This window comes from Sphingomonas sp. FW306-05-A (assembly GCF_058782275.1).
In genome coordinates this window covers 1,080,985-1,104,992 of sequence record NZ_JBYSXN010000001.1, presented here as the reverse complement: position 1 = coordinate 1,104,992, position 24,008 = coordinate 1,080,985, and the positions used below count along the sequence as shown (strand labels likewise).

The window sequence follows — 24,008 nt, the reverse complement described above, 5'->3', positions numbered from 1 at the left end:
ACGGTCGTACGGGCCGTTCGGCCACGCCGGACGCCGTGTCGGCGCGGCTGTTCCTGGCCCCGCGGCCAGCATACGCATGTTACGCTATGTTGCTGGTGCAGGAAGCGGCCCGGATTCGCTTGAAATACGCCTGCCGTGCGCCGATATTCCAGGCAACCGGCACACGGCCGGCTGCAAGGAGCTTTTCGTAATGGCAAACTGGTCTGATCCCCGTCCGAACGCCTCCGCGTTCCAGACGGCCGGGACCACCCGCTCGGAAGCGTATGACGCCGGTCTGCGGCGGTACATGCTGTCCGTCTACAACTACATGGCCTCCGCGGTGCTGTTGACCGGCATCGTCGCTCTGGGCTTCGTGGCCAGTGGCGCAGCGGCGACCGTGTTCGGCGGCCCCGGCATCCTCAAGTGGGTGATTACCCTCGCCCCGCTCGGTTTCGTGTTCGGCATGAGCTTCGGCCAGGCACGGATGTCGGATTCCACGCTGCAGATGATGTTCTGGGGCTTCGCGGTCGCGATGGGCCTGTCGCTCTCGACGATCTTCCTGGTCTACAGCCCAACCGCGATCGCACAGTCGTTCTTCGCGACGGCAGCGGCGTTCGGTGGCCTGAGCCTCTACGGCTACACCACCAAGCGTGACCTGTCGGCGTTCGGTACGTTCCTGACGATGGGCCTTGTCGGCCTGATCGTGGCGAGCCTGCTCAACCTGTTCTTCCAGTCGAGCGCGATCACCCTCGTCATCAGCTTCGTCGGCGTCCTGCTGTTCGCAGGCCTGACGGCCTATGACACGCAGCGCACCAAGGCGCTGTACGCACAGGTCGCGGGCACCGACATGGAACAGCGCGTGACGATCATGTCGGCGCTGAGCCTGTACCTCGACTTCATCAACATGTTCCTGTTCATCCTACGCCTGTTCGGCAACCGCAACTAAGCGCAGACCAGATCTGGACTTTTCCGGGAAGGGTCCGATGGTGAAAGCCATCGGGCCCTTTTTGGTTTGACCGCTCTCCCATCCCTTCAAAGGACCATCATGCGCATCGCGATCGAGGCCATGCTCGACTATACCATCGACGGGGCGGCGGACGTTCTACTGCTGATCGAGGCGGCAAAACAGCCCGATCAACATCTCGAAATGCAGGACCTCCGCGTCTATTCGCCCGAGCCGCTGCGCGCGGTGCGTGGCGAAGACGGGATCGGACAGCGTTGCTGGGCGCGCGGCGAAGGGGCCTTCCGCGCGGACTATCGCGCGATCGTGCGGATCGACCGGCCTGCCATCGATTTCTCGATCCTGCCCGACACGCCGGTGCGCATGATGCCGCCCGAGACGATCCCGTATCTGTTGCCCAGCCGATATTGCGAGTCCGATCGCCTGGAAGGGTTCGTCGATCAACATTTTGGGGGATTGCGCGGCGGGCCGCTTGCCGCTGCGCTGGTCGACTGGGTTGCCGGACACCTGCGGTATGAAGGCGGCGCGTCGAACGGCACGACCACCGCGATGATGACCTTCGCGGAACGGCACGGCGTGTGCCGGGACTATGCGCATTTGCTGGTGGCGCTCGCGCGCGCGGGCGGCATTCCGGCACGGTGCGTGTCCGCTTACGCCCCGGGCGTCGATCCGCCCGACTTCCACGCGGTTGCGGAACTCTGGGTCGGCGGCGGCTGGCATCTGGTCGATGCGACCAGGATGGCGTGCTGTGCGGATCTCGTACGGGTCGCCGTGGGACGCGATGCGACCGACATTGCGTTCATGACGGTGTTCGGACGCGCAGCCTTCGTTGCGCAGCGGGTTTTGGTAACGCGTCTGGAATGAGGGAACAGGCGAGCGGGTCGGGTCGTTCTCCTATGCTAACGATCAGGAGTGACATAATGACCGACGACCCCAAGCTGATCGACGACAAGGCGCTCGACAGCCTTTCGGTTGCCCCCGGCGATCCCGACGAAGAGCCGACCAGCGGCAAGCAGGACGCCGGCCAGGACGCGTCGATCGCGCACCGTCTGGAGCGCAATCCGTCGAGCCCCGATGCCGCGCGTGACAATGCGCTGGACGAGTCGATGGACGCGTCCGACCCGCCCTCGACGAGCCGCCCGGGCGATAACAGCGAGCCGCCGCGGTCTTCGGGCTATAACGAAGACGACGAAGCGAAGCGGTCCGCCGAAAAGCACTGATCGCCGTCAGCACCGCCCAGCCCCGCGCAACCCCGGTTGCGCGGGGCTTTTTCGTGCGGGATCGTTTCAACGCATTTTCTGCGCTCGGTCGCATCGGATGTTGCGTTGCAACACGAATTATGGTCGCTTCGTGTCGCGGCGGTGATCGGCGTTAACCACGGAGTAATTCCAGGAGCGCATGATTACCGGACTGCAAGACCGTAGTGGAGTGGCGCGATGGGTTCTCGGATGAAAGCTGCCAACGGCACGATGACGCTGGCCGAGATGAAGGAATTCGCCGGGTTCGCGGCATCGACCCAGCGCTATATCCGCCGCTCGCTCGACATCGGCCTCGACCGCGACGATGCGATGCTGCGGTGGTCACGCGACGTGATCGAAGCCGCGAGCATTCGCGCGCAGGCCCGGTTGTATAGCCGCCTCCCCGACATTCGCATGACGATGCCCGATGGGGGCGGTCTCGAATCCGTCGAGCCGGTGTTGGGGCCTTTGCTCACGCTTTCGGCGTTCGATCTCGGCCAGGGGCGGCTGACGACCTTCGCGGCTTATCGCTTTCTCTATGAGCGGCTGATCGGCGCCGAAGTGCGACCGTGGTTGCCCGCCGCCTTCTGCTCGGCTGCGGCTTTACCGCATCTTCACCCTGAGCTGCGCCGCACGTTGCTCCAGTCGATCAGCGAAGCGGCGGCGACGGCTTCGGGCTGGTCCAACCGGCAGCCGGGGTTTTTCCCGAAATGGGTCGAGAAGGTCGAAGCCGCCGCGCTGCCGCACTGATCCGCGTCAGCCGCGGACCACGTCCGTCATGGGTTCCTCGGTTATAGGATAGCCGAGGTCGGTCGGGATACACAGGTGCGGCACGCCGTCGCGCTGCTCGGTCCACGGGGTGATCGTGCGGATCGGATGGTTGGCGGCGTCGGCCTTCGCCGCGTCGAAGCTGTCGAATTGCGCGAGCCGTTCCAGATTGCGGCGCGTCGGGAAGATCAGCGTGGCTCTCCCCGCATCGGCCATGTCGAGCACGGCCTGCGCGGTCGCCCAGAAGACGCGAACGTTCTCGGTATCGTCTACGATCGGGTCGGGCGCATGCGGTGAAACTTCGGCGAGATAGAAATGCGTATCGAAGATCCGCGCCGGGACATGGGATGGGCACCAGCGCGCGAACGGGACCAGGTCCGCGATCGACAGATCGAGGTCGTGGGCAGCAAGCACGGTACCCAGCGGTTCCCCGGCACTCAGCGCCCGACGCACTTCCGCGATACTGTCCGCCGTCATCGCGCCTAGCCCGACCGGTACGCCGACTTCCTCGAGCGTCTCGCGGATCGCAGCGATCCGGCCCGCGACGTCCTCCGGATCGCCGTCGTACCGTGTCGCCAGCGCGTGATCGCCCGGATCGACGCGCCCGCCGGGAAACACCAATGCACCGCCCGCAAACGCCATCGCCTTGGAGCGTTCGACGAACAGTAATTCAGGCTTTCCGGCGCGCTCGCGGAACAGGACGAGGGTTGCCGCGGGGATCGGCACCGTGGAACGCTCCGCCATCACCGGAACGCCCAGCGCAGCGTGCTCGCGACCCCGAAGGTGCCCGCACGCAACAGAGGTAACCCGACGCCGGGCTGTTCCAGGCCATGCATCGTCCGCGCCCAGCCGGGCAGCAGGTCGATCGCGGCCTGCATCGTCATCGTCTGAAACGGGCGCGCGGCAAACGACGGCGAGGGTTGGTTGAGCAACACCCCCGCCACGTCACGCGTCCGCGCATCCACCCGCAGGCTCGGCCGCATCGCGCGCTGGATCGCTTCCGCCTCGGCGCGGGTCGTCGGGATCGGATCGACACCCAGCGGCTCCGCGATCCGCGCCATCTCGGCGACATAGCGGTCCTGGTCCGCGCGGCTCATGCCGGGTTCGCCGTAGCGGATCCAACCGTCGAGAAAGCTCAGCACTTCGCTGACATGCACCCAGGCGAGGAGATCGGGTTCGCTCGCACGATAGGGCGTGCCGTCGGGGAGCGTTCCGCCGATGTGATCGTGGATCTTCCGGACCTTTGCCAGCAGCGCGCGGGCATCGTCCGGCGCACCATAGGTCGTGACGGCGATGAAGCGCGCGGTGCGCCGCAGCCGCCCCTGCATGTCGTCGCGAAAACCTGAATGATCCCAGACACCTGCAAGCACAGCCGGATGCAGCATCTGAAGCATCAGCGCCGCCACGCCGCCGACCAGCATCGACGTCACGTCGCCGTGCACCCGCCATGCCACCGAGTCCGGCGGGAACAGTGCGTCCTGCCGCCGCTGGACGGGTCGTTCCCCACGTGTCTTGTCGTTGAACAAGGCCCGCACCTGCCCGACGATCAGACCTTTGAGCGGACGAGCAAGACGATCGGCGGGAGACATCGGGTTCATGATGCCGCAACGAAGCGCGCGGTGCTAGGCTCCAGCACCGCGGGAGATTAGGGTAGCCTTATTCCGGCGCAAACACGCCACGCCGAACGTCCTCCGGGTTCGCGACGGTGCCGGCGGTGCTCTCCTCCGCCAACATCGTGCGGAACCGCCGATGGATCCGGACGTGCTCGAAGATGCGGCCAGCGACCCACAAGGCGAAGAAGATGCCCATGAAGACATAGGCAGTCGTCATCGTGGGCTTCCGGTTTTTCTTGCCGGGCTCCTCGTCGCCCTTTTTCTTCTCGGGCTTGGGGGCGCCGAGGAACTTGTCTACCGCGCTCATCGGCACGGTCTCGGGCTTGATCCGCGATCGCTTCTTTGCGGCTTCGGCCTTTGCCTTGACCACTTCGGGCGGGTTGCGCCACTTGTCGAGCGCGACACCGGCATGGCCGACCGCAAAGAACAGCAGCGGCGCAAGGAAGCACGCCAGCAACGCGCGGCTGATCATATCGTACCGCAGCACCCCGTCCGCGACATGCAACGTACCGGAATCGAAGACCGACATCCTGTCCTGCGGAAGCTGGTCCTTCTTGGTGAACGTCAGCGTCTCTTCACCAACGTCGTAGGTGGTGTTCTTTTCCTGAAACAGGCTGTCGAGCTTGCCGAAGACGGTCTCTGCGGATTGCGGCGGATCGATCGGGACCGTTCCCCTGATCCGCCAGATCCAGTCGATGAAACGAAACGTCACACGATGTTCCCCTGAGTAACGCGTCATGCAATGGGGACTTCACGATACGTCCTGGAACTCCGCGGAGCCCCCGCCCCCTGCCAACCAATCCGCAACGCGGGCGTACCGGTCGCGACCGGTACGTCCCTGATCATTCCGCCGGGACTGCGACCATCGGCGGCTGGCTGCGGCGGCGGGCGAATTTCGACCGGAGCAGCTTGTAGGGCTCGGTGAACGTGTAGTGCAGCGTTTCCCAGACCGACATGCGACGCCCGCCTTCCTGACCCAGCAGCTCCGCCTCACCATCCTTGCAAGTGCCGTGGATGCGATCGATGAAGATCCACGTGCCCGAATAATTGCTGCGCGTGCTTTCGTAATCCTGCGCGTGATGCAGGCTGTGATGTTCGGTCGTGTTGAAGATCTTGAACCACCATTTGGGCGTGTTGAAACGGATGTTGCAGTGCTGATAGCTGCTGACCGCCAGGCCGAAGGCCCCCGCCAGCAGCGCGGCGCGCGGGAGGAAATCGAACAGACCGCCGACGCCGAGGCCGATCAGGAAGATCTCGACCGGGTTTCCCACGCTGCCTTTCTGGACGTTGAGCTGGGTGAGGTAGTGGTGCGGTGCGTGCGCAACCCACAGCGGATACCAGTTGTGCATCCCGCGGTGCATCCAATATTGGAAATAATCGCCGATGAAGGAGATCAAGAACGCTTGGATCAACAGCGGCGCGCCGATGAACCAGGCGAACTTGGCAATGTCGAAATTGTCCTGGAACCAGCCGATGATCGCGTCGCTGTTGATCGGGCCGAACACTACCCGGACGATCATCATCCCCATCGCGACGTAGAAGGTGTCGCAGACGAGCTCCTTCCACGTGTGCTCCCAGCTTTTGTAGCGGGGGCTGATCCATTCCATGCCCAGCATCATGAACTTGACGATCAGGCCGATCCACAAGGTCACCGACGGTTTGATCCACGCCGATGGGGCATAATAATAGAAGCCGATCACCGCGATCAGGAACACCGGCTGAAAATGGGTGAAGAACGCCTGTTTGAAAGGTCCACCCTCAACCCGGCCAAGGTTGTCGAGTCCCTCTGTGATAGGGGCGCTCACCATATAGGAGGGTCTTTCGACCGCGACCGTTCCAGTCATTGGCAGATCTCTCGATGAAGCTTTTGGAGCCGTTTCTTGCGTGTCTGTTGCTTTGTATGAGAGATGCGCGATTCTGCCGTTACGTCGTTTAACGTAGGCAAGCGTCTCGACACGCTCGATTTCCCAGCTGACGGCGCTGAACGATCGTCGACGCCGCGCGGCACTTTCGCCACGGACCCGCATCATCCCCAGCACTATTCAACGAATGCAGCCACTAAGCCGCGACACGAAGCCTGACCCTGCGGGGTATGACCGCAGCGAACGCGCAAGCTGACCAGCGTTCGATCGTCAGGACCGCTGGCAGCCCTACGTCAAACAACCCATTTGTTACAGTCTGCCCGCCCCATAGCCTGAATGAACAAGACCGAGACGCTGCGCCAAGACCCACATGCGGCATGGAGCCGCAAACACCGGCACATATCCCGGGGGGGACAGCCAGTCAGGCAAATCAGGCGGGCAAAAGGGGTACTATCGTGATCGATCGCGCACGGATGCGGCTACGGCTGCTATCTGCTACTATTCTCTCGGGCGTCGTCATGAGCCCGGCATACGCGCAGCAGCAATCTGCGGCCGAGACGCCCAGCGCGACGGCGATCGCGGCGGAAACCGAGGAACCGCAGGGTTCGAACGATATCGTGGTCACCGCGACACGGCGCGCCGTGTCGTTGCAGACCGCCCCGATCAACATCTCGGCAATCGGTGGGGCGGCACTGGAGAGCAACCGGCTCGACGACGTCGGCGACCTCGGGCTCTATACGCCTGGGCTGACCGTGCCCGACACCGGCCCGCGTACGGCCAACAGCATCGTGATGCGCGGCATCACGTCGGGTGGTCCGGGCGGCAGCAATCGCAGCACCGCGGTCGGCGTGTATCTGGGCGAGATCCCGCTCTACGTCGACTTCAAGTTCCTCGACATCAACCGGGTCGAAACGTTGCTCGGGCCGCAGGGGACGCTGTACGGCCTCGGTACACTGGCGGGCGCGATCCGCTACATCCCCAACCGCCCCAACTTCAGCAAGATCGAAGCCACAGGTCATGCGCGGATCTACGACGTCGCGCATTCCGACGGCGTCGGCGCGGTCACCGATGCAACGATCAACCTGCCGATCATCCGGGACAAGGTCGCGCTGCGTGTGACCGGCGGCTATTACCGCGATCCGGGGTTCATGGACTCCCCCTATCTGGTCAAGACCCTCGGCGTGTCGTTGCCGCAGCCTGACTTCAACGATCCAGCGGCGGTGGCGGCCAACCTGCGCCGCGGCAAGGATCTGAACGACGAGAATACCTATTCCATCCGCGCACAATTGGGCTTCGACTTCGGCTGGCTGCGCCCGACGTTCAGCTACATCCGGCAGGACACGAAGACCCACGGAACGCAGACCAACGGCGGCTTCGGCGCGAAGTACACGCTGAACAGCAACGGCGTCGCCTTCCCTGACGGGCAATGCGTCTATGCCAATTGCCAGGGCGTGCTCGGGACCGGAAGATACGAAAATGGCGGGCGCGTCGAGCAGCCGTCACGCCGCACGCTCGACATGTTCGCAGCCGAAGTCGAAGTCGACATCGGAAGCGTTGCGCAGCTTGTCTCCGCCACCGCTTATTCCAAGCAGCATCTCTCCAGCCAGAGCGACATCGCCGACCTGCTGCTCGATCTCGATTATGATTACGAGCTGTTCCCGGCCTTTGCGGGCACGACCACGTCGGACAGCGACCCCAAGCAGTTCAACCAGGAACTCCGGCTCGTTTCGACCCACGGCGGGCCGATCAACTGGATCCTCGGAGGCTTCTACAACCACTATAAGAGCTACACGTTCAGTGCCGAGCGGATCCCCGGTTTCCCCGAGTTCGGCGCCGCCAACTCGACCGGTCGCGGCAGCCTGTACGGCACGCTGTACCGCGGGCTGGTCCGGCCGGACGGGCTGGAATACATCTCGTTCACCGACACCTATACCAAGGAATATGCGGCGTTCGGCGAAGCGACGTGGCACATCACGCCCAAGCTGCAAGTCACCGGCGGACTGCGCTACTACACGTACAAATCCTACATCTCCGGCGCGACCGACACGCCGCTGCTGTCGGGCGGCCGCCGCCGCACGCCCTATCCGCTGATCCAGTTCGATCCCTCGCGCGTGCGGACCGGGTCCACCACGGACGACGGGTTCGTCTACAAGGCAAACGTCTCCTATCAGTTCAGCCCGACGGTGTTTGGCTATGCGACCTATTCGACCGGCTACCGCATCGGCGGCGTCAATCGCGTTGCCCCTTGCATCGTACCGCTCCCGCCCGGCCAGAACGTCTGCGCTCTTCCGAACGAACTGGCCTATGGTCCTGACAAGACTACCAATTATGAAGTTGGTCTGCGGTTCAGCCTGCTCAACCGGATGCTGCAAGGCACGATCGACATCTACAACATCGACTGGTCGAACCTCCAGTTGGGCAGCCAGACCGCGAACGGTGCGGTGGGCATTACCGCCAATGCCGGCGGCGCGCGCAGCCGCGGCGTAGAGGGAACGCTGTCGTTCACACGCGGCAAGTTCAACCTGTCAGGCAATTACACCTATCTCGATGCCAAGCTGACACAGGACGCACCCGGGCTGATCGGAGGGTTGAGCAACAATTTCAACGTTCCGGGCGCGGGCGATGCGTTTTCAGGGGATCGTCTGCCTGGGTCGTCCAGACACGCCGGGTCGCTCACCGCCACCTATTCGGTGCCGATGGCGAGCGGTGCCGATCTGGGCTTCGTGTGGAGCACGGCGGCGCGTAGCGACACCTATTCCACCACGGGTCTGCGTGGGTATGGCGAGGCGATCCCGGGATATTCGACCAGCCGTGCGTCGATCACCTACAAGAAGGATAATTGGGAAGCGTCGATCTTCTCCAACAACATCTTCGACAAATATGCCGTCACCAGCGTGGCGAACGACTACACAATGGCGCGCCAGAACGATGGTGTGCAGATCCGTTCCTACGGCTTCGGCGTGATCCAGCCGCGTACCGTCGGTGCGGAGGTCCGCGTCCATCTCTGAGAAAGCGTGACGAGACACGGCGCCACTTGATCGGTACGATCAGGTGGCGCTTTGCCGTCCATGGGTACGTCAGTCCACGACGATGCCATTCGCCTCGAAGAAGCGGCGCACGGGTTCCAGCGCCTCGGCGTGGACTCGCCAGCGTCTGACCGCGTCGGCGTTGATCGGGCGGCGGACCTGGGCCGCGCTCGGTGTCGCGACGGCGGCGGTGTTTGCGTGGAAGGCGAGCGTTGCGGCGTCCCAGCCGAGACCGCAATGGTCGAGCAACCGTCGTGTCTCGCCCTCCTGATCGGCGACGAGCGCCTCATAGCCGAGTTCGAGAATGCGGCCGGGGAAGCGGGACTGCCAGAACGCAACCAGCCGATCGAACCGCGCATAATAACGCGCGATGTCCATCAGATCGTTGGAATAGAAGTAGTAAGGCGAGCCCGGCGCGAACAGATTCTTGAAGTTGCTCCACACCGTGTCCATCGGATTGCGGCGCAGGCAGACGATCCGCGCATGCGGCAGTGCGCGGGCAATATGGCCAACATACAGCATGTTGGCGGGTAATTTGTCGACGAAGTGCAAACTGCCCGCAGGCCAGTGCGGGGTTGCGCGCGCCATGTAGCGTTCGCCTAATACGCGCGGGTCCGCTGTCAGCGACGCAGCAATCGTGGCCGCGTCCACCACGACGCGCGACGGGGTGGCGGCAGCTTCCTTCACCGCGAGCGGCATCGCCTGCAACTCGCCCGCCGACGCCACGTCTGGGTGCGACGACAGGATCCGGTCGACCAGCGTGGTGCCGGTGCGCGGCATGCCGACCACGAAGATCGGGGCACGCGTGTCCAGTCCCTCCCCCGGCAGGACATCCGCCGCAAAGCCCGTCTCCAGCGCATCGAACAGTGCTGCATCGCTCGCGAAGTCATAGCCGAGGTCGTGCTTCCGCGCGGCGTTGGCGATGGCGAGGTGCGCATAGGCGTCGTGGTGGCAGCCGAGGTCCTCGAGTTCCTTCGCCAACGCATAGCGCAACCGCATCATATCGAGCGGGTCATTCGTGCTTGCCAGCACCGCGCGCAGCCGATCGATGTGGTTGCTGCTGGCAGTCTGCCGCTCGAGGATCGCGAGCGCGTAATGCGCGCGGGCGTAGCGCGGCTCGCGGTTGAGCAGGACTTCGTAATGGTCGCGCGCCTCGGCAATACGACCGGTGAAGCCGCACGCCGCCGCGAGGTTATAGCGAAAGCCGATATCGCCGGGCTCGCGGGTCACCGCCGCCTTGAAGGGGGCGATCGAACCCTCGTGATCGCCAAGCCGCGCCAGCACGCACCCGATCGTATCGAAGCTCAGCGCATCTTCCGGACCTGATGCGAGTGCCTCGCGCGCCGTGCGCCCCGCCTCGCCGTCCCGCCGCCCGAGGCTAAGCAGCCGTGCATATTGCGCGAGCCGTCGTGGCGTCGGTGCCTGCGCGACCGCACGCTGCACCAGCGGAAGCCCACGAGAGACACGGCCGGCAGCGGCTTCGGCCAAACCAAGCAAATACCAGCCGTCGGGAAGATCGGGTCGCTGGTCGCACAGCGCCGACGCCAAAGTGACGGCCTTGGCAATATCACCGCGTTCGAGCGCCGCTTCCGCCGCGGCGATACGGGGGTCGTGGCTCACATCGACCCGACGCGCGTGCCGACTTGGGGACGATGACAGACGATAGCTCTACCTCCAGAACCGCGAACGGTCTTGAGGTCTGCCACGGGGTGCTCGATGGGTATACGCACAATGACGCATCCGGCGCATCGGACGCCTCCCCGACATGCTCCCCGGGATACGCCCGTATCCGCGGGGAGCAATCATCGACGCCCGATTAGCGCAGCGACGCCAATGCTGTGCGCGATGGCAGCGATGCATTGGCAACGGTCGAGGCACCGCGCGCCTCGATCCGCGAACGGACGTCGGCGACGACTTCTGCGCGGCACGTGCGCGCTTGCTCCTCGAGTGCCAGATGGATCGTGGCGAGGCCCGAGCCGCATACCGCGCGCGCCGCCTGATCCATCCGGATCGCAAGGCGCCGCTGACCGCTTACCGTCGCCAGATCGATGTTCTTAAGATCGAGAACCACGGCATCCTTTACCAATGGGTTCTCCGGGACCGCGGCCGAAACCGCGGGCACCATCGCGAGGGTCGCAAGCGCGCCCAGAGCCAACTTCAACATCACAATCTCCTACGGTGTATCAAGATCGTTCTGCGACGACCTTGCAAACGCTGTACACCACCTCACGCTTCTCGCCAAACAACGCGTCAGTTCTGCGAAAGCTCACATCTCGTGGCAAAAGAACGATTTGCCGGGGATCAAGCAACGAGCAACGCCCATCCGCCCCGCCCTACGTCAAAAAGCGTATGGGCTGTTTGGACACGCTGTTCGATCACCGTGCGCATGGCACCACCCCCCATCCGCCTCCTCTGTACGCTTGGCGTGTCGTTCCTGGCGGGCGGCGTGGCGGACGCAGCACCGCGCGTCGAGGCACGGACCTATCTGCGACACTGTGGTGCCGAGACGTGCCTGATGGTGACGGGACGGCGGCCCGATACCAAGGCGGCGGTTACCCTGGGCGATCATCTCGTCCCTGTTTCGGGGGCGCGCACCTGGCGTGTGGCTGTGCCGCTGCAGACGGTCCGCACTTGGTTTCCACCGTTGACGCGGACGATCACGGTGCACGTCGGCGAGACTGACGGCGGGACCGGCGGGGAAGCCATCGTACCTCTGCCGATCGGGCTGCTCTTTTCGGGCGTTCAGCTCGCCTCTCTCGAAGTACGGGCCCGCTAGGCGTCCATCATCTTTCGACGCGAACCGCCCATCTCATTGTCACGACGGCATAGCGGCGATCGACGCTCAGACGCGAGACCATTCACCGCGCCAGAAATCCAAAAGGACCAAACCGTGATCGCCCTTCAATTCCGCCGCCGCACGATCTGCACGACCCTCGCCATGCTCGCCGCCGTTACGAACGCCGGCGGTGCGAGCGCCCAGAACGGAACCGCCGCAACAGAGGGGCAGCGGCCATCCCCGCCCATCGTCAGGCCGATGACAGACCTTAAGATCGCCGCAACGATCCCGATCGGAAAAACTGCGGACTGGGTGGCGATCACCGCGGACGCCGTGTGGGTCGGCAGCAGTGGGCCTAACTCGGTCAATGCGATCGATCCCCGCACCAACCGCGTCACGACGATCGCGCTGCCGGGTCGTCCGTGTGCGGGCATTACCGCGGACGCGGACTTCGTGTGGGTGCCATTGTGCGGACCGATGCCGAAACTCGCTAAGGTCGACTTGAGGAAGCGCGTGCTCGATCGCGTGTTCGACGTGGGGCCGGTGCGGGGCGAACAGAGCATCGCGGTCGGCGCGGGCAGCGTCTGGCTGGTCACCGACAAGACCGGTTCGCTCGCGCGGATCGATCCCGTCAGCGGAGCGGTTCTCAATGTGATCCAGCTCCCGCCGGGCTCCTATAACCCGGTATTCAGCGACGGCTTTGTCTGGGTCACCCGGGTCGAGGGTGGCGAAGTGACGGTCGTTGATGCGCGCACGTCCAAGATCGTGGGGTCGATCCCCGTCGGCAAGGCTCCGCGTTTCGTGACCGCCGGTCATGGCGCGGTGTGGACGCTCAACCAGGGCAACGGCGACGTGAGCCGGATCGACATCGCGACACGCCGGACGACGGTGACACTCCCGCTCAACACACCGGGCCCCGGCGGGGACATTGCATTCGGCGCGGGACGGGTCTGGACGACGATGATGAAGACCCCGCTGACGGTCGTCGATGCCGCCACCGCGACCGTGCTGTGTCAGTGGACCGGGGATGGCGGGGATTCGCTGTCGGTCGGCCACAAGGCTGTCTGGCTGACCAACCTGCGCTCCGGGACGGTATCGCGCATCCCGCTGAAAGCCTTGCCGAAAGATTGCCGCGCCCGGCGCTGAAGCGCCGTTTGGGCCTACCAAGGCTGTACTCGGACATTCTTTCGGGCGGCAAGTGGCGTGGTGGAGCTGAGCGGAATCGAACCGCTGGCCTCTGCAGTGCGATTGCAGCGCTCTCCCATCTGAGCTACAGCCCCGCACCACGCCTCGTCCGCCTTGTGGGCGGTGCTGCCGCCTTAACCGCGGTTTGCGCGGCACGCAACGACAATGCGACGGTGCCATACGCAATCTTCGGAAATGCTCCGGGCGCGCGGCGACGACGTGCCCCAAGCCTGCGGCAAAGAGCGGAACCGGTTCGGTTTTTCCCGAGTTTATCCCCCTGTCAATGCGACGCGACAAACGCCGCGCCATTTGATGACCATTGTCTCAGGAGGACGCTATCATGGTAGATGAACGCTATCCCCGGTCGTATTCGGACCGTACCGGCAACCGCGACCAGAACGACGGCTACGGCCAGAGCGACTATGGCGACCGCGGATCGTACGGACGCGGGTCCGACCGATACCAGAATTACGGATCGTCCGAAAACAACCGCGGTGACTACGGTCGTGAGCGCGGCGGATACCAGGGCCAGGGCGGCAACGATCGCTATGGTGCAGGCGGCTACGGTGACCGGTCCTACGGCCAGGATGATGGTCGTGGTTATGGTGCGAACCGCAGCAGCGGTGATCGCTTCCAGGGTCGTTCCCAAGGCCAAGGCGACAATCGCGGCGATTATGGTCGACAGCAGTCCTATGGCAACCGTGGTGCCAGCCAGGATTATGGTCGGGGCCAGCAGTCCGGCGGTGGCCAGCAAGGCTACGGTCGCCAGCCGCAGGGCTATGATTATGACGACCGCGGCTTCTTCGATCGCGCAGGCGATGAGGTTCGTTCGTGGTTCGGCGATGACGAGGCACAACGCCGTCGTGAATTCGATGCGCGTTTCGACGACCAGCGTTACGGCAACGAGCGGAGCCATAACGACGATCACTACACTGGCTGGCGCCGGTCGCAGATCGACGCGCTCGACCGCGACTATGACGAGTATCGCCGCGAAAACCGTACCAAGTTCGAGTCGGAATTTGGCTCGTGGCGCAGCAATCGTCAGACGCAGCGTTCGTCCCTGTCCAAGGTCACCGAGCATATGGAAGTCGTCGGTTCGGACGGCGCGCATGTCGGCACGGTCGACAAGGTGCGTGGCGACCGGATCGTGCTGACCAAGACCGACTCGGATGCAGGCGGACGCCATCATTCAATCCCGTCGAGCTGGCTGCAGACCGTCGACGACAAGGTGACGATCTCGAAGACCGCCGACGAAGCCAAGGCGCATTGGCGTGACGAAGAGCGTAACCAGGCACTGTTCGGCGATGACGACAAGAAGCCCGGCACGTCCGACACCAAGACCAGCGATGGCCCGCACACGCTCAACCGGAGCTTTGGCGGGACCTACTAAGGTCTTTGTAACGCCAGCAAACTTTGGCGTCGCTTCGAAGGCCCCTTCCCCGCCATCGCGGGGGAGGGGTTTTTTCGTTGCCAGCCGCGCTTGCACGGCATACCTCCCGTTCGAAATCACCAAGGAGTAAGTAACAATGCCCCGTTCCTGGACCTTGAAAAGCCGCCCGGCAGGGATGCCCACTGCGGACAACTTCGCGCTCAGCGAAACCCCGTCGACCGCGCTCGGCAACGGCGAAGTGCGCGTCGCCAATCGGTGGTTGTCGGTCGATCCCTACATGCGCGGCCGCATGAACGACACGAAGTCCTACGTTGCCCCCTTCGCGCTGGGCGAGCCGATGCAGGGCGGCGCGATCGGCGAGGTGGTCGAGAGCAATGCGGACGCGATCAAGGTCGGCGACATGGTCCAGCATATGCTTGGCTGGCGTGACGAAGCAGTGCTGCCAGCATCGCAGGTGCAGAAGCTCCCTGATCTTGGGGTGCCGGTGCAGCAGTTCCTCGGGATGCTCGGGATGCCGGGGACGACCGCTTATTGGGGGCTGCTCGACGTGGCGTCGGCAAAGGCGGGCGAAACCGTGTTCGTGTCGGCGGCAGCTGGCGCGGTCGGATCGACCGTGGTGCAGGTCGCCAAGGCCAAGGGCATGACCGTGATCGGTTCAGCCGGCGGCGCGGACAAGTGCGCATGGGTCAAGTCGCTCGGGGCGGACCATGTGATCGATTACAAAGGCGACGTGCCACTGGTGAAGGCGCTCGGCGCAGCGGCCCCCGACGGGATCGACGTCTATTTCGACAATGTCGGCGGCGACCATCTCGATGCCGCGCTCGCGCATGCGCGCGACGGGGCACGGTTTGCGATCTGCGGAATGATCGACGGGTATAACAGCAGCACGCCGACGCAGCTCAAATATCTGATGCGGGTGATCGCTGCGCGCATCCGGATCCAGGGGTTCCTCGTCACGCCATATTTCGCGCGGGCGAGCGAGTTCTACGAGGACATGGCCGCGATGGTGAAGTCCGGGGCGCTGCAGAGCCAGGATACCGTCCACGAGGGTCTGGATGCGACGCCGGATGCGTTCATGGGGCTGTTCAGCGGGGGCAATACCGGCAAGATGCTGGTGAAGTTATAAGCGGTTGGACGGGAGCTTCGCGGTGCGACGCTCCCGTTCTTCCCCTTTCTTTTTTCGCTTCCCCGGCGAAGGCCGGGGCCCAGTAGCGGAACGATGATGATCGTCGGATCGCGCTTCGTTACCCCCCTTCTCGCTACTGGGCCCCGGCCTTCGCCGGGGAAGCAGAAGAAAGATAAAAGTCAGCGATCGCTCAGATCGCGCCCTCGAATGTGTTGCACGCATTCGGATCACCGCTTTCCATGCCGACCCGCAGCCACTTCATCCGCTGTGCCGACGTACCATGCGTGAAGCTGTCGGGAACAACGCGCCCCTGTGACTGCTTCTGCAGCGTATCGTCACCGATCGCGCGAGCGGCGGTCATGCCTTCCTCGATATCGCCGGGTTCGAGCCGATCACGGTTTTGCGCCGCCCATACGCCCGCATAGCAATCGGCCTGCAGCTCGAGCTTTACCGACGCCTGGTTGCCCTCGACTTCGCTGCCGCTGCGCTGGATGCGCGACACCTGATCGGACGTACCCAGCAGGTTCTGGATGTGATGCCCGAATTCATGCGCGATGACGTAATATTGCGCGAAGTCGCCCTTGGCACCGAACTTGTCGGCCAGTTCGGCAAAGAAGCTCGTGTCGAGATAGACGCCCCGGTCACGCGGGCAATAGAACGGCCCCATCGCGCTTTGCGCCGCGCCGCAGCCCGACTGGCCGTTGCCGCCGTAGAAGACGAGCTTGGGCTGCTGGAACTGCTGTCCGTTGCGCTGGAAGATCGCGGCCCAGGTCTTGTCCGCCGAGCTGAACGCATTGCACGCGGCCTTGCTCTCCGGGTTGACCGAGCACATCGACTGCGTGTCGGTGCCCGCGCGGGGCTGGCCGACTTGCTGCGTCGGTGCGCCGCTTTGCCCGCCGCCACCGCCGAGCATCCCGAGACCACCACCCAAGAAGAACATCACCGCCAGCAGGACCGCGACCCCGCCGCAGCCGAACCGGCTGAAGATCATCGGCACCAGCCCGAACAACAGGCCGCCGCCACCGCCGAAACCGCCGCCGCCGCCCTGCCCGCGCTGGTCCTCGACGTTGATGTTGGGATCGAAATCATCAAGACGCATGGCGGGAGTATTCCGAAAGTCGTTGCCGTTGCGGCATGAATGCGCGGCGGCCCGGCTTGTTGCAAGCGACGTCGCGCGCAGCGTTCTTTTGTAGCCGGTTATGCCACGTTCACCGCAACCGGCGTTGATCCCGCACTGCAACAGCCCCATGTCTCGTGCATGGCGGATATCGAATCGATCAGACCGAAACGGCGGGCAAAGTCGTTGCCGTTACCCGAATGCGTCGCCCTGGTGTTGCAGGGCGGCGGCGCGTTGGGGAGCTATCAGGCCGGGGTGATCGAGGGGCTCGCATCGAGCGGGATCGAGGTCGACTGGGTCTCGGGCATCTCGATCGGCGCGATCAACGCGGCGATCTTCGCGGGCAACCCACCCGAAAAGCGTGTCGAGAAGCTTGCGGCATTCTGGGACACGATGACCGGGTCGTTGCCCAGTTTCCCGATCTTTCCCGATGACCGGATTCGCGAATTTCTCCACGAATGGTCCGCCGCGACGGTGATCGCCGGCGGCGTGCCCGGCTTTTTCTCGCCGCGTTTCGTCCCGCCGACGCTCGCGTTGCCCGGTACGCCGGAAGCGACGAGCTTCTATGACAGTTCCCCGCTCAAGGCGACGCTCGACGGGCTGATTGACTGGGATCTGCTCAACACCGGTCCGGTGCGTCTGTCGGTTGGCGCGGTCGACGTGGAGAGCGGCAACTTCGCCTATTTCGACACCACCGAGACGCGGATCGATGCGCGCCACATCATGGCGTCCGGCGCATTGCCGCCGGGCTTGCCCGCGGTCGAGATCGACGGGCGGCTGTGGTGGGATGGCGGGCTCGTCTCGAATACCCCGCTGACGCATGTGCTCGAGCATCAGCAGGGCGAATTGCTCGCCTTCCAGATCGATCTGTTTCCCGCCGCGACCGAGCGCCCGCGTACGATCATGGACGTGATGGCGCGCGAGAAGGAGATCCGCTTCTCGAGCCGCACGCGGCAGGTGTCGGACATGATGATGCGCGACCGCAAGGATCGCGAGCTCGCGCGTCGGGTGCTCGCGAAGCTGCCCGCCGAGATGCGGGACGATCCCGACGTCATGGCGCTGGCCGCACGGACCAATGCGGATCCGGTCAACCTCGTCCACCTCATTCACCGCGCCAATGCTTGGGAGGGCGGGAGCCGCGACTTCGAATTTTCTGCGCGGACGATGCGCGAGCATTGGAATGCGGGCATGAAGGCGGTTGCCGAGACGATGGCCAACGCGCAATTGATCGCGCAGAATATCGAGACCGGCAAGAGCGCCGCTTTCGACCTGACCCAGCCGATCACGCCCCGCCCGATCTGACCCTTCACCGCACCATCGGAGACCCCCGCTATGTTCCTCAAGGGTAAAACCGCGATCGTGACCGGATCGACCTCCGGCATCGGACTGGAATATGCGAAGGTCTTCGCCGCCGAAGGCGCGAGCGTAATAATCAACGGGTTCGGCGACCCCGCCGGAATCGAGGCCGAACGCGCCAGACTGGAAGCGACCAGCGGTGCGAAGGCACTGTACGACCCCGCCGACATGACCAAGCCCGACCAGATCGCTGCGATGGTCGCGCGGTGCCATGCGGAACTCGGCGGACCCGACATCATCGTCAACAATGCGGGCATCCAGTATGTCGCACCGATCGAGGACTTCCCCGTCGACAAGTTCGAGGCGATCATGCAGATCAACCTGCATTCCGCCTGGTACATGATGCAGGCCGCGGTGCCGCACATGAAGGCCGCGGGGTGGGGCCGGATCATTTCCACCGCATCGGCGCATTCGCTCGTCGCAAGCCCCAACAAGTCGGCCTACGTGATGGCCAAGCACGGGCTTGCCGGCCTGACCAAGACGATCGCGCTCGAAACCGCGACCCACGGCGTCACGGTCAACTGCATTTCGCCCGGTTATGTCTGGACCCCGCTGGTCGAGGCGCAGATCCCGGACACGATGAAGGCGCGTGGACTGACCCGCGAGCAAGTGATGGACGACGTCCTGCTTGCCGCGCAGCCGACCAAGGAGTTCGTCACGATCGAACAGGTCGCCGCCCTCGCCTTGTTCCTGTGCCGCGACGAGGCGAAGGCGATCACCGGCGCGAACCTGTCGGTCGACGGCGGCTGGACCGCCGCCTGACCGCTGCGTAACGCGCGGGGATAACGGAAGTCCTTGGCATTGCTGGAACAGCGTGGTTGATGGGGGTCATGTCCCATCGGTCCGCAAGATGCCCAACATGACCCTATGCCGGTGAACGGCCTGGCCCGCGTATCGGGGCTGATCCTGTGTACGATGGTCGGCGTGTTCGGCGGCTGTGCACGACAGGCGCCCGCGCAGCCCGCGCTCGTCCCGCCCGCGGACCGGCAAACCGACTGGCGCCGCGTGGCGACCCCGCCCGACCGAGCCCGGTTACGATCGTGGCGCGGTGCATGGCTCGAAGCGCTGGCCAAGGTCCGGGGTGCCGGGCTGATCGCGTCGATCGAGGCCGATCCGACGCTGTTCGACCCTGACCACGCCTTGCCCAACCCGACGCCCCCGGCGGGACGCTATCGCTGCCAGATGATCAAACTGGGGGCGAACGGCACCGCGATGCGCGACCTGACGCGCTATCCCCCGGTTGAATGCCGGGTTGAGGTCGCGGACGGTGCCGTCTGGCTCTACAAGGTCGATGGGGCACAACGCCCCGTCGGGACGCTGTATGATGACACGTCGACGCGCGCGGTGTTCCTCGGGACGATGCTGTTCGCCGATGAGCAACGCCCGCTTGCCTATGGGCGGGACGGCAACCGCGACCTTGCGGGGTATGTCGAACGGATCGAGCCGGAACGATGGCGGATGGTCCTGCCCTCGCCCCGGTTCGAATCCTTGCTCAACGTCGTCGAGATCGTGCCTGCGCCGTAAAGCGCGTTAAAGGCCGTCAGGCAGGCTTCGCACCCGGCGTCCCGCACTTCGCGAACTTGCCATTGAGGCGGCATTTGCCGGCCTTGGGCGCTACCGTCGGGCATTTGGTAAACCGGCCCTTGGCATCCTTGCACGGTGCCGCCACGGCTGGCGCGGTGCCGACCGCGAACGCCAGCACGGACGCTGCCAGAATAAGCTTACGCATACGAACACTCCCAAAACCAACCGCCCGTACCTGGGCAGCGTCGAAGCTACCCAGCAGACGCGCCGCGTCAATTGACGATTATGTCATGTCCGACGCATCGCGCGGCAGGGTGAAGACGAACCGTGCCCCCTGTCCGGGTGCGCTGTCGACCGTCACGTCTCCCCCCATCGCCCTCGCCAGTCTCCGTGCGATGTACAGGCCAAGGCCGGATCCGCCCGCTTCGTGCGGATCGACGCGTTCGAACTTGTTGAAAATCCGGGCCTGATCCACCGCCGCGATCCCCTTGCCCTGATCGCCGACGATGATCGCGGCGAAATGCCCTTCGCGTTCGACCCGGATCCAGATCATGCCATCGAGCGGCGAATAGCGCACCGCATTGGCGATGAGATTGACGACGATCTGCAACCCCCGGCGTGCATTCCCCATCGCGCGCACCGCCTGCTCCGCAGAAGGCCCGTCGATCTGCACGCGCGCGGACGACGCACGCATCCGCAACATCCCGGTCGCTCGGCGCGCGATCTCGGCAAGGTCGACGGGCTGCGGCAGGATCGTGAACCCCGGAAGTTCGATCGTCTGAAGGTCGACCAGATCGTCGACCAGACCGACCAGGTGGCGTCCTGCATTGGCGATATCGGCCGCATAATCTGCATAGTCCGGGCGCAGCGGTCCGTCCGCCTGCGCCCGGATCGTTTCCGCCGTCGCGATGATCCGGCCGAGCGGTACGCGCAGCGTCCGGTCCAGCCGTTCCGCGATGGTGCCGGTGAACCCCGCGAGATCATGTGGTGTCGGAGGCAGCAGCGTATCGGTGACGGCGCGGTCGGGTGCGTCGTCGCAATTCGCCGTGCCCATGAAACCGCAGAATGCCCCTTGCGCATCAGTTCGCGGCATCGCCGACAGCAGCACCGCCTGCCCGGTCTGGCGAACCGTGGCGCGCTGCCGATCGAACGGCTGACGCAGCGCCAGACCGCTGAGGATCGGCAAGGCGCGGACGTCGTCCTCGGCAAGAGCGAACAATCGGGTCAGCGGCTGACCAAGAACCGTGGTCCCGTCGAAATCGGGCGACACGGGTGAGCGCGCCGACAGATGCGTCAGCGCCAACGCAGAGTCGGTTTCCCACACCCAGTGCGCGGCGCTACGCAGGAAGTCCTCGTCGCGGGTCTCCTGCGATGCAGCGGGCTGCCACGGATCGCGCAACCGCCACCCGACCAGTATAAGGTCGACCCCCTTGCGGTCACCATCCGCGATGGGATCGGCGCGCGCCCAGAGATCGAGATCGTCCCCGCCGTCCGCGACGATCACCGTCCGCGCCACCGGAATGCCCAGACGCAACGCCAGCCGCACCAGCTTGGCCAGCGCGGGAACCGCAAGGGGCGCTCCGACCATGCCCCCCGCCCCCGCATTCAGTGCGATCAGCCGCCGGTCCGCGGCAACCAGCCGGCCCGCGGCATCCAGTGTCGCGTGCACCGTCGTTGATAGCACCGGGTCATCGAGGCTCACCCCCGCGTGCCTGCCGAAGGCCAGGCCCGCCGCACGCCGCGCTCTATCGCGCTGAGCGCCGCACGATACTCGCGGTGCAGCAGCAATGGGGCCAGCGCCTTGGACGCCGCGACGTGATCGGTGGCCATGATCTCGTCGAGCGCGTCGGCGAAACCGTCCACGTCGCGCCGCGGGTCCGCCTCCGCCATCGCCAGACCGATCCGCGCCACCGTCGTGCGGTCCAGGTCGAGCGCGCGCAACGCCAGCCACAAGCGCTCGCCTTCCGGATCGAGGACGATCTCGCGCATGTCGGCATAATCGAGCCCAAGCCCCTGCGCGAGCAACGCGATCACCAGCGACAGGCGACGATCGGACAATGCCTCGACCAGCAACCGTGCGCGGGCTTTCGCGTCGGGGTCCAGGGCGCCCGCCAGCCGCATCGCGACCGCTTCGAGCCGATCCTCCTCGACATGCGCGGCAATCTCGTGCGCGGCCGCCTCGGCGAGCGCGCGATCGAGCGCCCACAGCGCTCCGTCCCCGGCATCGGCCACCGCGATCCGCAACGCCGCCGCGCTCCACCACACGAGGTGGTGGTGGAGGTCCGCGGGCAAGTCGCTCGATTGCGGCGTGCCGATCGGCATATGGCTGCGTCGTTGGCTTTCGGCAGCGAGCAACGCCCCCGACGCTGCGCCGACCGCCGGGTTCACATGGTGCAACAGCCGGGGCAGCAGGCTCGGCTGGTCCGGGTCGTCGGGCGCACGGATGGGCAGCGCGTCGGCCATCAGATCCTGACGCACCCGCCCGAGCAATTCCCGGATCAGCGCGGGATCGCGCAGCAGGCCGCTCGCATTCAGCCGCGCGAAAACGGGGGCCGCGGTGATGCGCAACCGTTCGGCAAGGACTGCTTCGTCCCGCACGATCAGCAATCGTGCAGCGTGGCTACGCAACGCCGCCTCGATCCCGCCGGCCAGCTGCGCCAGTACGGCGCGCATGCGCAACCGGGTGCGATCATCCAGCCGGACGGCGTCGTCCATCAACACATCGTCGATCGCGCCGTACAGCCGATCCGTCGTGCGTGTTTCCGCGGCACTCGCACGCGCCAGCAACACCGCAACGCCTTCCGTGGCTCCCAAATCCTTATCGCGACCGTCAATCGACATGACTGCGGCTTACGCGGTTTGCCGCGACGGGTGGACTACGGCTTTTGGCGAAAAGCCTCGATTGCGGCCGCAAGTGTCCCAGCGCCGTACAGTGCGGCCACCGCCAGGCCGACCAACGGCCACCCCACGAGCACCAGCGGCAGCAGGATCACGAGATAGGCGGTCGGGCTCGCCCACCAGCGTCGCAGCAGCGCGGGCAAGGCGGCGCGTTCGAGCAACGCCCCCGCGACAACCAGCGCACCCGCCAGTGCCGTTCCCGCTACGGGGTCTGCGCGTATCCCGACGGCCAGTGCGACGCAGGCGACGATCCCGGAGCGCGCATGGGTCGCGATCGTCGCGATGCGGTTCTCCTCACGGATCCAGCCAAGCGCCGACGCGATGCTGACGCTTACCAGCGCAAGTGCCGCGAGCAACAGCCCGATCACGGGATGCTTTGCCCAGATCGCCGCCACCGCACCGATGCTCAGCGCGCCACCGATCGCAAGCGGCGCCAGCGTCGAGACGAGGCGCGCCATCAACGGCGGCAAGGCGAACCGGACCAGGGGAGCGAGCAGGAAACGTTCGGCCCAGCGCACCGGTTTGGCGACGAGTGCGGCAACCGTGCTGGTCCCGCGCCGGATCAGCGCGTCCGCGCTGCGTTCGATCGCATGTTTGGGGGCGTCGTGCGGATCGAGACGGACTTGCTCCGCCCCGGCCTGCGCCGCGACACGCAAGAGCGTCGATTGGAAATTATAATCGCGGGGCATCGCGGCGACTTCGCTGACCCGCTTGCATTCGAGCAGGGCGAGACCCGCCCACGCCGCTTTGGCGCTGACGCGTTCGTAGCGGTGATCGTCGGGATCGCAGATCACCAGCGTATCGTGCCCGGCGGATGCGAGGCTCTGAATGATGTCGCCGCTCGTCACCACGCCGTCCGCTACGATCAATACGCGCGCGAGCGGGTGAAGCTTGGCGACCGCCTCCTGCGCGGTTCGCACCGCATCAACCGATCCACCGCGCCGTCCAATCCGCCCGATCACGCCGAGCAACTCGGGCGTCATCCGCGATACGACGAGGATGATCTGCGTCGCCCCCGCCGCTGCCAGCAGCCGCGCCTGGAATTCCACCAGCGTCAACCCGCCAAACGGCAAGGTACCCGCAAGCGTCCCAGGCCGATCATCGGCGTCTTCGGTCGTGAAAATCAGTCCAGCCAGCATGGTCGCGCTGTTACGGCGTTCGGATGAGCTTGGCAAAGGCCGCGCACGGT

The 24,008-nt window shown here is 65.1% G+C and carries 23 protein-coding genes and 1 tRNA gene; 12 read left to right on the top strand and 12 right to left on the bottom strand.

Features of this window, described 5'->3' with window-relative positions:
* The first annotated feature begins 190 nt into the window (after positions 1-190).
* From AC3WJR_RS05120 to AC3WJR_RS05105, 4 genes are all read left to right on the top strand, one after another.
* On the top strand, positions 191-925 hold the full coding sequence (locus tag AC3WJR_RS05120) for a Bax inhibitor-1/YccA family protein (protein WP_492722854.1): 735 nt from the start codon (positions 191-193) through the stop codon (positions 923-925).
* 99 nt (positions 926-1,024) lie between these two features.
* Positions 1,025-1,804 (top strand): transglutaminase-like domain-containing protein, encoded by a 780-nt coding sequence (locus tag AC3WJR_RS05115; RefSeq protein WP_492722851.1) that lies wholly within the window; start codon positions 1,025-1,027, stop codon positions 1,802-1,804.
* A 56-nt stretch (positions 1,805-1,860) separates the two neighbouring features.
* Entirely contained in the window at positions 1,861-2,160 is a 300-nt protein-coding gene (locus AC3WJR_RS05110; RefSeq protein WP_354280521.1) for a hypothetical protein, read from the top strand.
* 228 nt (positions 2,161-2,388) lie between these two features.
* On the top strand, positions 2,389-2,928 hold the full coding sequence (locus AC3WJR_RS05105; protein WP_492722847.1) for a hypothetical protein: 540 nt from the start codon (positions 2,389-2,391) through the stop codon (positions 2,926-2,928).
* A 6-nt stretch (positions 2,929-2,934) separates the two neighbouring features.
* Here AC3WJR_RS05105 and AC3WJR_RS05100 read toward each other — a convergent pair whose 3' ends face one another.
* The 4 genes from AC3WJR_RS05100 to AC3WJR_RS05085 form a co-directional block, all read right to left on the bottom strand.
* Positions 2,935-3,690 carry an NUDIX hydrolase gene (locus tag AC3WJR_RS05100; protein ID WP_492722844.1) on the bottom strand — a complete coding sequence of 252 codons (756 nt, stop codon included), beginning with the start codon at positions 3,688-3,690 and terminating at the stop codon, positions 2,935-2,937.
* Complete coding sequence (locus tag AC3WJR_RS05095) at positions 3,690-4,535, bottom strand: oxygenase MpaB family protein (protein ID WP_492722842.1); 846 nt, start codon at positions 4,533-4,535, stop codon at positions 3,690-3,692. The genes AC3WJR_RS05100 and AC3WJR_RS05095 overlap by 1 nt, the downstream gene beginning before the upstream one ends.
* 67 nt (positions 4,536-4,602) lie before the next feature.
* Positions 4,603-5,271: a hypothetical protein gene (locus AC3WJR_RS05090; RefSeq protein WP_492722840.1), complete on the bottom strand. Its 669-nt coding sequence runs from the start codon at positions 5,269-5,271 to the stop codon at positions 4,603-4,605.
* A 130-nt stretch (positions 5,272-5,401) separates the two neighbouring features.
* On the bottom strand, positions 5,402-6,403 hold the full coding sequence (locus tag AC3WJR_RS05085) for a sterol desaturase family protein (protein WP_492722838.1): 1,002 nt from the start codon (positions 6,401-6,403) through the stop codon (positions 5,402-5,404).
* Positions 6,404-6,876: 473 nt separating this feature from the next.
* Here AC3WJR_RS05085 and AC3WJR_RS05080 point away from each other — a divergent pair, with 473 nt between their 5' ends.
* Positions 6,877-9,429: a TonB-dependent receptor gene (locus AC3WJR_RS05080; protein WP_492722836.1), complete on the top strand. Its 2,553-nt coding sequence runs from the start codon at positions 6,877-6,879 to the stop codon at positions 9,427-9,429.
* A gap of 69 nt (positions 9,430-9,498) precedes the next feature.
* Here the strand turns inward: AC3WJR_RS05080 and AC3WJR_RS05075 are convergent, their stop codons facing one another.
* Positions 9,499-11,067, bottom strand: a complete 1,569-nt coding sequence (locus tag AC3WJR_RS05075; protein WP_492722834.1) for a sulfotransferase family protein — start codon at positions 11,065-11,067, stop codon at positions 9,499-9,501.
* Between the two features lie 196 nt (positions 11,068-11,263).
* Entirely contained in the window at positions 11,264-11,611 is a 348-nt protein-coding gene (locus tag AC3WJR_RS05070; RefSeq protein ID WP_492722832.1) for a UrcA family protein, read from the bottom strand.
* A gap of 222 nt (positions 11,612-11,833) precedes the next feature.
* Between AC3WJR_RS05070 and AC3WJR_RS05065 the strand changes: the two genes are divergently transcribed.
* Together AC3WJR_RS05065 and AC3WJR_RS05060 are read left to right on the top strand one after the other, a co-directional pair.
* Positions 11,834-12,223 (top strand): hypothetical protein, encoded by a 390-nt coding sequence (locus AC3WJR_RS05065; RefSeq protein ID WP_492722830.1) that lies wholly within the window; start codon positions 11,834-11,836, stop codon positions 12,221-12,223.
* A 258-nt stretch (positions 12,224-12,481) separates the two neighbouring features.
* Positions 12,482-13,369, top strand: a complete 888-nt coding sequence (locus tag AC3WJR_RS05060) for a Vgb family protein (RefSeq protein ID WP_492722828.1) — start codon at positions 12,482-12,484, stop codon at positions 13,367-13,369.
* 58 nt (positions 13,370-13,427) lie between these two features.
* On the opposite strand, the gene AC3WJR_RS05055 is transcribed toward AC3WJR_RS05060, so the two are convergent.
* Positions 13,428-13,503: transfer RNA gene (locus tag AC3WJR_RS05055), tRNA-Ala, on the bottom strand.
* A gap of 245 nt (positions 13,504-13,748) precedes the next feature.
* Here AC3WJR_RS05055 and AC3WJR_RS05050 point away from each other — a divergent pair.
* Together AC3WJR_RS05050 and AC3WJR_RS05045 are read left to right on the top strand one after the other, a co-directional pair.
* The gene (locus tag AC3WJR_RS05050; RefSeq protein WP_492722826.1) at positions 13,749-14,798 is read left to right on the top strand and encodes a DUF2171 domain-containing protein; all 1,050 of its coding nucleotides are present in this window, start codon (positions 13,749-13,751) and stop codon (positions 14,796-14,798) included.
* A 136-nt stretch (positions 14,799-14,934) separates the two neighbouring features.
* Complete coding sequence (locus tag AC3WJR_RS05045; protein ID WP_492722824.1) at positions 14,935-15,924, top strand: NADP-dependent oxidoreductase; 990 nt, start codon at positions 14,935-14,937, stop codon at positions 15,922-15,924.
* A gap of 190 nt (positions 15,925-16,114) precedes the next feature.
* On the opposite strand, the gene ypfJ is transcribed toward AC3WJR_RS05045, so the two are convergent.
* Positions 16,115-17,023 (bottom strand): KPN_02809 family neutral zinc metallopeptidase, encoded by a 909-nt coding sequence (gene ypfJ, locus AC3WJR_RS05040; protein ID WP_492722822.1) that lies wholly within the window; start codon positions 17,021-17,023, stop codon positions 16,115-16,117.
* Between the two features lie 159 nt (positions 17,024-17,182).
* Between ypfJ and AC3WJR_RS05035 the strand changes: the two genes are divergently transcribed.
* The 3 genes from AC3WJR_RS05035 (at position 17,183) to AC3WJR_RS05025 (ending at position 19,921) form a co-directional block, all read left to right on the top strand.
* Complete coding sequence (locus tag AC3WJR_RS05035; RefSeq protein WP_354280499.1) at positions 17,183-18,343, top strand: patatin-like phospholipase family protein; 1,161 nt, start codon at positions 17,183-17,185, stop codon at positions 18,341-18,343.
* 30 nt (positions 18,344-18,373) lie between these two features.
* On the top strand, positions 18,374-19,159 hold the full coding sequence (locus AC3WJR_RS05030) for a 3-hydroxybutyrate dehydrogenase (protein WP_492722820.1): 786 nt from the start codon (positions 18,374-18,376) through the stop codon (positions 19,157-19,159).
* 105 nt (positions 19,160-19,264) lie between these two features.
* Positions 19,265-19,921, top strand: coding sequence for a DUF4893 domain-containing protein (locus AC3WJR_RS05025; protein WP_492722818.1), 657 nt, complete (start codon positions 19,265-19,267; stop codon positions 19,919-19,921).
* 16 nt (positions 19,922-19,937) lie between these two features.
* On the opposite strand, the gene AC3WJR_RS05020 is transcribed toward AC3WJR_RS05025, so the two are convergent.
* The 4 genes from AC3WJR_RS05020 to AC3WJR_RS05005 form a co-directional block, all read right to left on the bottom strand.
* On the bottom strand, positions 19,938-20,126 hold the full coding sequence (locus AC3WJR_RS05020) for a hypothetical protein (RefSeq protein ID WP_354280494.1): 189 nt from the start codon (positions 20,124-20,126) through the stop codon (positions 19,938-19,940).
* Between the two features lie 78 nt (positions 20,127-20,204).
* Positions 20,205-21,623, bottom strand: a complete 1,419-nt coding sequence (locus AC3WJR_RS05015) for a sensor histidine kinase (protein WP_492722816.1) — start codon at positions 21,621-21,623, stop codon at positions 20,205-20,207.
* On the bottom strand, positions 21,620-22,735 hold the full coding sequence (locus AC3WJR_RS05010; protein ID WP_492722814.1) for a DUF2336 domain-containing protein: 1,116 nt from the start codon (positions 22,733-22,735) through the stop codon (positions 21,620-21,622). The genes AC3WJR_RS05015 and AC3WJR_RS05010 overlap by 4 nt, the downstream gene beginning before the upstream one ends.
* A 62-nt stretch (positions 22,736-22,797) precedes the next feature.
* On the bottom strand, positions 22,798-23,958 hold the full coding sequence (locus tag AC3WJR_RS05005) for a hypothetical protein (protein WP_492722812.1): 1,161 nt from the start codon (positions 23,956-23,958) through the stop codon (positions 22,798-22,800).
* Positions 23,959-24,008 lie beyond the last annotated feature (50 nt).